This window comes from Streptomyces sp. CB02056 (assembly GCF_001905545.1).
Classification (GTDB): domain Bacteria; phylum Actinomycetota; class Actinomycetes; order Streptomycetales; family Streptomycetaceae; genus Kitasatospora.
The window spans coordinates 896,344-907,558 of the sequence record NZ_LIPD01000001.1; the positions used below are offsets into that span (position 1 = coordinate 896,344).

Annotated in this window: 12 protein-coding genes; 7 read left to right on the forward strand and 5 right to left on the reverse strand. The window is 71.9% G+C overall.

The features are described from left to right. Positions 1–19: 19 nt before the first annotated feature. From AMK13_RS04055 to AMK13_RS04065, 3 genes are all read left to right on the forward strand, one after another. On the forward strand, positions 20–829 hold the full coding sequence (locus AMK13_RS04055) for an ATP-binding cassette domain-containing protein (RefSeq protein WP_049653670.1): 810 nt from the start codon (positions 20–22) through the stop codon (positions 827–829). Continuing rightward, entirely contained in the window at positions 826–2,076 is a 1,251-nt protein-coding gene (locus tag AMK13_RS04060) for a sugar ABC transporter permease (RefSeq protein WP_049653668.1), read from the forward strand. The genes AMK13_RS04055 and AMK13_RS04060 overlap by 4 nt, the downstream gene beginning before the upstream one ends. Positions 2,077–2,582: 506 nt before the next feature. Further along, on the forward strand, positions 2,583–3,848 hold the full coding sequence (locus AMK13_RS04065; protein ID WP_074001127.1) for an RICIN domain-containing protein: 1,266 nt from the start codon (positions 2,583–2,585) through the stop codon (positions 3,846–3,848). A 173-nt stretch (positions 3,849–4,021) separates the two neighbouring features. Here the strand turns inward: AMK13_RS04065 and AMK13_RS04070 are convergent, their stop codons facing one another. Then, positions 4,022–4,573: a hypothetical protein gene (locus tag AMK13_RS04070; RefSeq protein WP_074001128.1), complete on the reverse strand. Its 552-nt coding sequence runs from the start codon at positions 4,571–4,573 to the stop codon at positions 4,022–4,024. A 14-nt stretch (positions 4,574–4,587) separates the two neighbouring features. After that, a complete protein-coding gene (locus tag AMK13_RS46270) occupies positions 4,588–5,316 on the reverse strand; it encodes an ATP-binding protein (RefSeq protein ID WP_338016245.1) in 729 nt (242 codons plus the stop codon). A gap of 50 nt (positions 5,317–5,366) precedes the next feature. On the opposite strand from AMK13_RS46270, the gene AMK13_RS04080 reads away from it, so the two are divergent. Together AMK13_RS04080 and AMK13_RS04085 are read left to right on the forward strand one after the other, a co-directional pair. Further along, the gene (locus AMK13_RS04080) at positions 5,367–6,821 is read left to right on the forward strand and encodes a tetratricopeptide repeat protein (protein WP_241852738.1); all 1,455 of its coding nucleotides are present in this window, start codon (positions 5,367–5,369) and stop codon (positions 6,819–6,821) included. Positions 6,822–6,838: 17 nt separating this feature from the next. Next, on the forward strand, positions 6,839–7,180 hold the full coding sequence (locus tag AMK13_RS04085) for an ASCH domain-containing protein (protein WP_074001129.1): 342 nt from the start codon (positions 6,839–6,841) through the stop codon (positions 7,178–7,180). A gap of 253 nt (positions 7,181–7,433) precedes the next feature. Here the strand turns inward: AMK13_RS04085 and AMK13_RS04090 are convergent, their stop codons facing one another. The 3 genes from AMK13_RS04090 to AMK13_RS04100 all read right to left on the reverse strand — a co-directional run bounded on the left by AMK13_RS04090 (position 7,434) and on the right by AMK13_RS04100 (position 10,075). Next, entirely contained in the window at positions 7,434–8,666 is a 1,233-nt protein-coding gene (locus AMK13_RS04090) for a helix-turn-helix domain-containing protein (RefSeq protein WP_074001130.1), read from the reverse strand. 184 nt (positions 8,667–8,850) lie between these two features. Continuing rightward, entirely contained in the window at positions 8,851–9,384 is a 534-nt protein-coding gene (locus AMK13_RS04095) for an NUDIX hydrolase (RefSeq protein ID WP_074001131.1), read from the reverse strand. A 28-nt stretch (positions 9,385–9,412) separates the two neighbouring features. Continuing rightward, on the reverse strand, positions 9,413–10,075 hold the full coding sequence (locus tag AMK13_RS04100) for an HAD family hydrolase (protein ID WP_074001132.1): 663 nt from the start codon (positions 10,073–10,075) through the stop codon (positions 9,413–9,415). Between the two features lie 174 nt (positions 10,076–10,249). On the opposite strand from AMK13_RS04100, the gene AMK13_RS04105 reads away from it, so the two are divergent. Together AMK13_RS04105 and AMK13_RS04110 are read left to right on the forward strand one after the other, a co-directional pair. After that, positions 10,250–10,717, forward strand: coding sequence for an NUDIX hydrolase (locus tag AMK13_RS04105; RefSeq protein ID WP_074001133.1), 468 nt, complete (start codon positions 10,250–10,252; stop codon positions 10,715–10,717). A gap of 47 nt (positions 10,718–10,764) precedes the next feature. Next, entirely contained in the window at positions 10,765–11,106 is a 342-nt protein-coding gene (locus AMK13_RS04110) for an ASCH domain-containing protein (RefSeq protein WP_074001134.1), read from the forward strand. Positions 11,107–11,215: the final 109 nt, after the last annotated feature.

The following is an 11,215-nucleotide window of genomic DNA, read 5'->3' on the forward strand; positions in this document are numbered from 1 at the left end:
ATCCCCCAAGGTGGTTCCCGTGACAGGCGCACCCGTCCTGCAGCTGCGCTCGGTCTCCAAGCGCTTCGGTGCCGTCCAGGCCCTCACCGACGTCGACCTCGACGTCCACGCCGGCGAGGTGCTCGCCCTCGTCGGCGACAACGGCGCCGGCAAGTCCACCCTCGTCAAGACCATCGCCGGCGTCCACCCCGTGGACGAGGGCACCCTCACCTGGCAGGGCGAGCCGGTCCGCCTGGCCCGCCCCCAGGACGCCGCCGCCCTCGGCATCGCGACCGTCTACCAGGACCTCGCGCTCTGCGACAACCTCGACGTCATCGCCAACCTCTTCCTCGGCCGCGAGAAGCGCCGCCGCGCCCTGCTCGGCCCCGCCCTGCTCGACGAGGTCGCCATGGAGCAGCACGCCCGCCGCCTCCTGGACACCCTCGCCATCCGCATCCCCGACGTGCGCGCCCCGGTGGCCGCGCTGTCCGGCGGGCAGCGCCAGGTGGTGGCCATCGCCCGCGCCCTGGTCGGCGAGCCGGCCCTGGTGGTGCTGGACGAGCCCACCGCGGCCCTCGGCGTCGAGCAGACCGCCCAGGTCCTCGACCTGGTGGAGCGGCTGCGCGAGCGCGGCCTGGCGGTCGTGCTGGTCAGCCACAACATGGCCGACGTACGGGCGGTGGCCGACACCGTCGCCGTGCTGCGCCTGGGCCGCAACAACGGGGTCTTCCCGGTGGCCGGCACCACCCAGGAGCAGATCGTCGCCGCGATCACCGGCGCCACCGACAACGCCCACGCCCGCCGCCGGGCCCGCCGCACCGAGCAGGCCGAGGAGGCCGAGGCCGTATGAGCACCCCCGACGCACCCGCCACCCCCTCGCCGGCCGATCCGCGGCTGCATCCGCCCGCGCAGGGCTGGGCGGGACTCGCGCGGGCCGCCCGGCGCCGCCTGGGCTCCGGCGAGCTCGGCTCGCTGCCGGTCGTCGTCGGCCTGGTCGTCATCGCGATCGTCTTCCAGTCCGTCACCCACCACTTCCTGCAGGCCGACAACCTCACCAACATCACCCGCTTCATCGCCGGCCCCGGCCTGATCGCGGTCGGCGTCGTGTTCGTGCTGATCCTCGGCGAGATCGACCTCTCCCTCGGCTCGGTGGCCGGCGCGAGCGCCGCGATCGCGGCGGTGCTCGCCGTGCGCCAGGGCTGGAACGAGTGGCTCGCCATCGCCGCCGCCCTCGGCGCGGCCTGCGTCATGGGGCTGCTGCACGGCCTGTTCTTCGCCCGGGTCGGGGTGCCCGCCTTCGTGGTCACCCTCGCCGGGATGCTCGCCTGGAGCGGCCTGCAGGAGTACGTGCTCGGCGACGCCGGCACCGTCAACAACCGCCACGACGGCGTCGTCGCGAGCCTGGACACCACCTTCCTCGGCGACGGCGACATCGCCTACGCCTGGGGCCTGGCACTCCTCGCCCCCGTCCTCTACCTGGCCGCCCGCCTGCACACCGCCCGCCGCCGCCGCGCCGCCGGCCTCACCGCCGCGCCGGCCTCCGACAGCGCGATCCGGGCCGGCGCCCTGGCCGTCCTCACCCTGGCCACCGCCTACGCCCTCAACCAGGACCGCGGCCTGCCGCTGTCCCTGGTCGTGCTGCTCGGCGCCGTCCTCGCCACCGACTTCGTGCTGCGCCGCACCCGCTACGGCCGGCAGGTCTTCGCGGTCGGCGGCGGCGTCGAGGCGGCCCGGCGCGCGGGCGTCAACGTCGCCCGGGTCCGGATCTCCGTGTTCGTCCTCTCCGCGTTCCTGGCCGGCCTCGGCGGCCTCTTCTACGCCTCCCAGCAGGGCTCCGCCGACAAGCAACTCGGCGGCGGCAACGTCCTGATGAGCGCGATCGCGGCGGCCGTCATCGGCGGCACCAGCCTCTTCGGCGGCCGCGGCAAGACCTGGTCGGCGCTGCTGGGCATCCTGGTCATCCAGTCCATCACCACCGGGCTGGACATGGTCCACGCCGCCCAGGCCATCCAGTACATGATCACCGGCGCCGTGCTGCTGGCCGCCGTCGTCCTCGACTCCCTCACCCGCCGCACCCGCAGCAGCGGCCGGGGGTAGCGCGGGGCGTCCGGCGTCCCCTCGGCCCGGCACCCCGCCGCAGCGCGGGGTGCCGGGCCGTCGTGGTGCGCGGAGGGGAGGACATCGGCCAGGCCGGGGTGACCGGATATCCCTCCGGCCCCGGGCGCCTGCGCGCAGGCGGGGACGGCCCGGCCCCGGATCGGAGGCAAGTGCACCTTCGGCGGGCGAATGTGCCACTCCGTCGGATCAGGGCTGGCCGCACAACCCCCCGGGCCGCCCCGGCGCCCGGCCGCCGCGTCCGTCCCGTGCTCCCGCGTCCCGCGCCGCACGGCCGCGGTGGTGGCGGTCGGGCGCCGCCCGCGCGATCGGGGAACCGGCCATTCCGACCCGTCCCGGACCGGCGGCCCGTTGACCTGTTCTGGCATGGTCCCGTCAACAATCCCGCAGCTATGTTCGTTTGCGACCGGCACCACCACACCGACCACACCACCACCCGGGCTCCCGCCTGTCCTGACGCGGAGTCCGGGCGCCAGGGGGGAACAACGATGCGTCACTCACGCTCATCCGGACGCCGGCGCGCGGGGCTGGTCGCCCTCGCCGCGGTCTCCGCGCTCGGCACCATGGCCGCCATGGCCCCGGCCGCGGCCGCCACCCCCGCCCCGGCGCGGACGGCCGCCGCCGTGGCCGGGGACCCCGCGCTCGGCGACACCTGTACGGCCGCGGACCTCGGCAAGCGCTACCCGTTCATCAAGTCCCTCCAGGTCGTCCCGACGATCACCCACTTCAAGGGCTGGTACGTCACCGACGGCGCGACGGGCTCCCAGACGGTGACGGCCACCACCCAGTCGGTGGTGACGGTCTCGGTCGGCCTCGACGCCTCCATCACGGGCAACTTCGAGATCGCGACCCTCGCCAAGGTCGAGGCGAGCGCGAAGCTGAGCGTCAAACTGGAGTCCTCCACGACCAGCACCGAGTCGAAGTCGATCACCTGGAACTTCCAGAAGCCCGGCTACTACGCCCTGTACGAGGGAACGCGGAAGGTCACCGGCCAGTACGGCAGCCTGAACTGCAACCGCGTCGACACGGGCAACGGCACGTACGCCACCAAGTGGGTCGAGGGCCCCGGCGGGGGCAGCTACACCACCTTCACCACCCTGGAAGAGGGCGCGGTGCGCTGCGAGGACGCCGTACCGGCGAACAGCATCATGCGCCGGGCGCAGGACATCCTGGGCTGCACCACTTCGCTCCGCACCGATGCGGCCGCTCCCGCTGCTCCGGCCGCTCCGGCCAAGGCTTCGGGAGTCAAGCAGGACTGGCCCGGATTCCCCGGCACCACCGCGCCGCCCGGCTTCACCTGCGACACGGCCAACTACAAGATCACCACACCCGACCGCGCGCTGTTCTGGTCCGCGCCCGGCTTCCTGGACTGGGGCAGCAACAACATCCAGCTGCGGCCCGCCGCCCAGGGCTGGCCGCAGGGCCAGGACCAGTGGCAGCTGTGCAGCGGCCCGACGGCGAACGGCATCGCGGAGCAGATCCTGATCAACCGCTCGACCAACAAGTGCCTGGCCGTCCCGGAGGCGACCGCCGCCACCGAGGGCACCATCCTGCAACAGGCCGACTGCAAGGTCGACGACCTGCAGCGGTTCTACTTCTACCGCGACGTCCCCGGCAGCGACAAGATCGGCGTCCAGAACAAGTACACCGGCCACATGGTCGGCCACGACCGCAACGCCGACGGCCAGCCCCTGCGCCAGTACAGCATGGGCAAGGCCGACGGCACCGGCACCTACGCCCTCGTCAAGGCCTGACCAGGGCCCGCACCGGTTTCCCCGCGGGTGCCGCCGACCACGGCGGCACCCGCCTTCAGCCTGTCCTCGCGCCCTCGTGTCCTCTGTCGACTCCGCCCGGAGCTGCCCTTCGCCCTGCTCGCAGGCCTGCGGCAGCGGACGCGCTCGGCCGATCCGGCCGCTCTGCGCGGGAGTCAGGCGCGGGTGGCTTGGGTGCGGCAGTGGGCGAGGGCGTACTTGACGCGGATCTCGGAGTGGGCGGTGGTGGTGAGGAGTTCGCCGGCGGCGACGAGGGTGGACCAGTAGCGGACGGGATCGCCGGTGCGAGGCATGGGCCGGGCGGCGGCGAGCGAGAGGTACGCGGTGGTCAGGTTGCCGGTGGTGAACCAGCGGGTGAGGCCGTGCTGGTGGCCGGCGCGGATGCCGCCCATGGCATCGACGGCGGCCAGGAACAGGTCGACGACGGCGAGTTCGGCGTCGGTGAGCGACTTGGGGACGTCGAAGACCCCGAGGGCTTCGAGGAGTTCGCCGGTGTCCGTCTCGGAGTCCGGCCGGGGGTCCGAGAGCAGGACGTCGTAGCACTCGTCCAGGCGGCGGCCGGTCTCCGCGAGCGGGATGTCGAGGGCGAGGCACACCGCGCGGGCGGAGGAGAGCGGCTTGCCGGTACGGCGGGCGAGGAGCGCGTACGTCTCGGCGGGCGTGCGGCCACGGGAGAGGGCGTGCCGCGCCAGGGTTGTGAGGTTCATCAGTAGTCGGACTCTCAGGCGTTGACGAGGACGGGCGCGGGGATCGGGGCGACGAGCACCCACACGAACTTGCCGATCCCACCCGGCCGGGAGGAGCAACCCCAGCGCTCCGCGAGCTCGTTGACGAGGAACATCCCACGCCCGCGCTCGTCCGAGGGCGCGGCGACACGGACGGACGGACGGCCGCTACCGGCATCGTGCACCTCCAGCCGCAGCCGGGAGTTGACGAGGGCGAAGCGAACCTCGATGTGGCAGTCGTCCGGCCCGTCGGAGTGCTGGACGGCATTGGCGAACAGCTCCCCGAGGAGCAGCTCGGCCGTGTCGGCGTAGCGGTCACCGGACGGCAGCCCGGAGAGGTACGCACGGAGCAAGTACCGCGCCAGGGGCGTGGATTCGATGCGGGAGTCGAGGCACGCGACGAACGCGCGGGGCCGGCGGGCTTTGAGCATGGTGGACCTCGAAGGGAGCGGGGAGGGGACATGCGAGAAGGGGCGCGACATCACGCTGTGTACACCCAATGCAGCGCCACCCAGTAGCCTGGCGTTACAGCTTGATCGCAGGTAGTGAGAGATCGCCGCCCCGATCGGGCGAGGCCATCGCCCGGTTCCGGCAGGAAGAGACCCATCGCACGAGGTCATGGTTCGACCAACCAGCAGCAAATGAGTCCGGACATGCATGACGCCGCACCGACGCACAGGAATCACCACGCAAGGAAATGTCTCCCATGACTGTCGCCGCAGCATCACAAGGTGGCCCGCACGCAGCCGCGTGCGGGCGCCGGATGAGAGAACGGATGATCGGTCAGGCCGGGAACCCCGAACAGGTGCCTTACGACTTGGTCGAGCTGATCGTCAAGGAGATCGAGGCGCACTGTGGGCACCGTCGCCTCAAGGCCTTCCGACTGGCAGTGGGCTGGCCTGTCACTGAGGCGGTCCAGGAAGCTCACGACCTGGTCGACCGGGAACGCCTACGCAAGATCGGACTCACCGAACGGTCCTGGAAGGACTGGGAGGCCGGCAAGGCGCCGAGTCCTGAGTACCAGGACCTGCTCTGCCGCCTCTTCCAGACCAGTCCCGTCCAGCTGGGCTTGGCCGCCGACTACACACCCGTGGCATTCCGAGCCGACGGCCCGGAAGGTGCGACACTCCCAGAAGGAACCACCTCCACGCATGCGGGGGCGGAACTGGAGGAGGTGGCGGCCACGAAGCGTCGAACCGCGCTCATGCTGACGGGTCTTACGATCGCGGCCCCGACCTCAGCCGCCCAGGTTCTCGACCAGGCTGCTGCCGAAGCCATGGAGTTCACGCGTCAGGCTGAGGCCAGCTCACTGGGCGTCGGGTCACTCGACCACCTGGAGCTAGCGGTCACCGACTTCAACGACGCCTACTCCGTGATGCCGCCGCAACAGGTGTTCGCTGAAACGCTCGACTACCGCCGCAAGGTGGACGCCCTGTTGAAGGCGAAGCACACCCACGAGCAGGGCCGCGAACTCCTCGCCTACGCAGGATGGCTCTCCGAACTCCTTGCCTGGCTGGCCCATGACCTCGGTAGCCCTCGAGCAGGCCTCGCCTTCGCCAACGACGCCTTCGTACACGGCAGGCAGGCCGGCCACGGTGAGCTGTGCGGATGGGCCATGGACGCCGCCGCCTCCATCAACCTCTACGAGCACCGCCCTGATCGGGCACTGGCTGCCGCTCGTCAGGGCCTGACCCAGGCACCCGCCACGCACCCCCTCGCCGTCCGTCTCCACGCCCAGGCCGCCCGCGCCTCGGCCGCAGACGGCGATCCCGAGGGCTTCGTGTCCTCCCTGCGCGCCGCCCAGGACGCCCACCAGTTCCTGCCCGCCCGGATCCCCCGCCGTTTCGGCCTCGACCCACTGCCACTCGCCGACTATGCCCTCACGTCCTACCCGGCCACCGCCTGCATCCTGCTCGGCAAGGCCGAGGATGCCCGTCGCCATGCAGAACACGCGCTCTCCGTGTACGAGTCCGCCCCGGCGGCTTCCCGTTCGCCCAGCCGCGAGGCCATCGCCCGCATTGATCTGGCCCTCGCCCACGCCCAGCTCGGCGACCCCGACAACGCTGTAGCCCTCGGCAACCAGGCGCTGGATTCCGAGCGCGTCGTCGACTCCGTACGCGCCCGCGCCACCGACCTCACCGGCTACCTCGCCCGCCGATACCCCCGTCATGGTGCCGTCGGCGAACTGCATGAGCGCCTCGCCGTCTTTCCCCTCCCTTCCACGGCATAGAAGAGGAACACCATCCCGTGCCCGACCAGGAACGCGTCATCCGGATCCGCCGCCCCTACCTCGACCTGATCGCCGCCGGCACCAAGACCATCGAGGTACGCGTCGGCTACCCCAGCATGCGCAGGATCCGTCCGGGACAGACCCTCGTCTTCGAATCCGGCGACGCCCACTGCCACACCCTCGTCACCGGCGTCACGGAGTACCCGAGCTTCGACGCCATGCTCGACACCGAGGCCCCGGAGGCGATCGGCTCCGAGGGAATGAGCCGGACCGAACTCCTCACCGCCTGCCGCGAGATCTACCCACCTGAGAAGGAGCAGCTCGGCGTCCTCGCGATCCACCTCCGACTCACCCCGTAACCAGGGGACGGCCGGCCTCGCCGCGCAGGAAGTCGACCGAGCCGACTTCCTGCGCGGGAGCCAGGAGCGAGTTCGGCGACGTCTGAACCGAGGGCTTCCCCGGCCGGCACTACTTCCGGAGCATGCCGTAGCACCTGGTCGGCCGGCCAGCTGCTCGACTGGGTCTCCCAGCCGAGCAGCCGACGTGACGGCGGATCGGCGGACTGCCCGGCGCTCGGGGGTGCGGCCGTGGGTTTGGTACCGCCCGGCCGCCCTATCCGTCCAGGTGGAAGCGGTCGGACATGTGGCGCAGCTTCTCGCGGGTGGCCGAGCGCTCGGCGTAGACGATCCTGCGCAGGGTGGCGCGGGCGATCGGGTGGTTGCGCACGAGTTGCGGGGCGGTCTTCTCCGCCGCCTCCAGGGCCTGGAGCGCCTTGTCGCGGTTGCCGTCCCACAGCCAGGCGCGGGCCAGGTCCATGTGGTGGTGGCCCCGCCGGGAGGCCGGGAGGGCGGCGACCTTCGCCGGGTCGGCACGCTCGTTGAGGATCAGGGCCCTGGCGTGGTCGCCCATCTCCAACTGGACCGACACCGCGTGGACTTGGACGTTGCCACTGGAGAAGGTCAGCGAGTGCCGGTCGAAGGGGGGCTCGGCCCGGCTTCCGTCCATCAACTCGGCTGCCGCGTACGCGTGCCGGATGCGGTCCTCTGCCTCCGTCCGCCGGCCGGCGCGGGCGGCGGACACGGCGGCGCGCAGGTGCATGGCGCCCCAAGCCCTTACGGCCAGGGGGTCGTTGGCGCGGTAGCGATCCTCGACGAGGCGAAGCGCCTTGTCGGACAGTGCCAGGGCGTCGTCCCAGTCCGCCGTGGCCCACATGTCCCACACCCGCATCCAGTCCGCGACCGCCTCCATCACCGGGTCGCCGGACAGCCGGGCCGACCAGGCGGCCCGCTCGCAGGCCATGGCGATCAGCTCGGGGTGGCCGAGCGTGTGCGCGGCGGTGTGCGCGAACTTGCACTCGATCGCGTAGACCGCGAACGCCTCCTCGCGTTCGCGGCCGGTGGACACCTCGGCCAGCGCACGCGCTTCGCGCAGCATGTCCGGGAGCACCTTCAGGATGGCCACGTTGGCGGCCGCGTCCCGGAGCCGGTGCAGGCGCTCCGTCTCGCGCCAGAGTTCCGCCGACGGCCGGGGCGCGCCGTCGAAGACCGGCGTGAGGTCGTAGCGGCGAAGCTCCCGCAGGATGGCGGCGGCCGACACCTGCCACTGGTTCTCCGACGGCCTGCCCGCGACGAAGGGCCTCTCGATGAGGTCGTTGGGGTGGCAGTGCAGCGCCGCCGCGATCTGGTTGATGGTGCCGGCCCGGTCGAGCTCGATCGTGCCCTTCTCGACCTTCGACACCCAGCCCTGGGTCCTTCCGGTAGCGGCGGCCAGGTCGGCCTGGGTCATGCCCAACCTCAGCCGCGCCCGCCGCACCCGCTTGCCGATCGACTCCCGTTCCTCCAGCACAGCAGCCCTCCCGCGCTCGCACCCGCCTGCCCGGTCCGTGAGGCCGCGGTACCACCGGGAAGCTACCGCGTTCCGGCGGGCCGCGGGCCCCGAAGCCCGGCGGGATCCGCTGGACGGCTACGCCGACGTGCGCGGCCCGCCGCCATCTGGCTGTTGCTCTTCGCGAGATGCCGGCCCTGCCGATCTAGGGACGCCGGGCGAGCACCTGGAGCAGGCCGGTGACCGCGACGCCTGCGACGATCTCCCGCCGGTCGATCATGCCCTGGATCCGGGAGATCGGGATCCACTCGATCCGGTCGGCCTCGTGGGTGTCCACCGGCGGTGCGACGTAGGTGGCACCGTGGGCGAGGAACACATGGTGCTCGGCGTTGCTCATGCCGCCGATGGGCTGGACATAGGCAAGGGCCTCGACCTCGTCCACCTGCCAGCCGGTCTCCTCGAACACCTCGCGGACCGCTGCGGCCTCGAGGGATTCCCCGTCCTCGACGATGCCGCTGGGAATCTCCCAGCTCCAGGTGCCCGTCGCGAAGCGGTGCCGCCACATCATCAGCACCTCGTCCCGGTCGTTGACCACGACGACGGCCGCGACCGGTGCGAAGCGCACCAGGTGGTGCTCGTACCGGGCCCTTCCGCGCGGCTCGACGTCGACCAGGTCGAGCCGCACCCACGCGCTGGTGTAGACGGGACGGCTGCCGTGGACGGTCCACTCACTGCTCACTCGTACCTCATGGTCTCGGTGGGGCGGCTCAGCTCGCCGCGGCGTTGAACTTGGCGATCAGGTCCGGGAGTTCCGCCAGCGAGTCGATCCGGAACGTCGCCTGCCCGGCGGCCGGGTCGTGCTGCTGGATCCAGCCCCACGGGCCGCGCCGGATCAACGCCGTCCGCATCCCGGCCGCCCGGGCGGGGAGCACGTCGTTGTCGAGCCGGTCACCGACGTACAGGATCTCGTGCGGCTCGGCGGGCACCGCCTCGGCGACGCGCTCGAAGAAGGCGGGGTCCGGCTTGCTCGCGCCCCAGTCGTCGGAGGTGCCGATCAGGTCGACATCGTCCGTGAACAGTCGGCGGAGGATCGCCCCGGACCGCACGGTCTGGTTTCCGGCGATCGCCAACCACAGGCCATCCGCCCGGAGTTGAGCGAAGGCGCCCCGGACGTCCGGGTAGAGGTCCTCCTCACCGAAGGTCTCCGGCCGGCCGACGGCCGCCCGCTTCTCGCGCTCCTCCGAGAGGTCGAAGCCGGGGGCGAAGACCTGGAACGTCTCCCGGTAGTCCCGGCCCTGCGCGATCACCGCGCCGAGCTGGGCCACGAACGTGTGCCTCGGCACGCCCAACCAGTCGGCCCAGGTACCGTACTCCCGGGTCTCGTCGACCAGGCACTCCCCGACGTCGAACACCACAGCCTTGATCGTCACGACCGCAGCCTAACGGGGCAAGGACACCCCCTGGACGGCCTCGGGAGCGGTGACGACGACCTGACGACGGAGCTGTACACGGACGCGGTGGCCGCGGCTCGCACCTGACGGGTCGAGGACTGTGGGAGAAAGGGCATGACATGCGGACGGCCCCGACTGCGGAGGTGGCAGGCCGTGCCCAGGCGTGACTACGAGGACGACCCGAACGCCCCCGAGGCGAACTCGCTGGTCCCGGCCGCGTCCGTGGTCGTGGTCGACGACGCCGGCCGCGTCCTGCTCCAGCGCCGCACCGACAACGGGATGTGGGCGCTGCCCGGCGGCCGGATGGACATCGGCGAGTCGATCGCCGGGTGCGGCATCCGCGAGACCCGCGAGGAGACCGGCATCGACGTCGAGATCACCGGGATCGTCGGCACCTACACCGACCCGGGCCACGTCCTCGCCTACGACGACGGCGAAGTCCGCCAGGAGTTCTCCGTCTGCCTCCTCGGACGCCCGGTCGGCGGGGAGCTGCGGGTGTCCGACGAGTCCCACGAGGTCGCGTGGTTCACCCCGGCCGAGACGGACGGGCTGGCGATGGTGCCGAGCGTCCGCAAGCGGCTGACGGACTGGCGCTCCGGGGCGATCCCCGTGGTGCGCTAGCCGCCCGCCCCCTCCTCCCCCGGCATAGAAGCGGAGTACCTGCCCCCATGTCAGACCAGGAACGCGTCATCCGGATCCGCCGCCCCTACCTCGACCTGATCGCCGCCGGCACCAAGACCATCGAGGTACGCGTCGGCTACCCGAGCATGCGCAGGATCCGTCCGGGACAGACGCTCGTCTTCGAATCCGGCGACGCCCACTGCCGCACCCAGGTCACCGGCGTCGCGGAGTACCCGAGCTTCGACGCGATGCTCGACACCGAGGACCCGGAGGCGATCGGCTCCGAGGGGATGAGCCGGGCCGAACTCCTCGCCGCCTGCCGCGAGATCTACCCACCCGAGAAGGAGCAGCTCGGCGTCCTCGCGATCCACCTGCGACTCACCCCGTAACCAGGGGACGGCCAGCCTCGCCGCGCAGGAAGTCGGCCGGGCGACTCTGCTGGCGAAGTCGGTTGGGTTGGGCGTGGGACGGTAAGTGTCTGCCGGTCGGGGCGGGTTG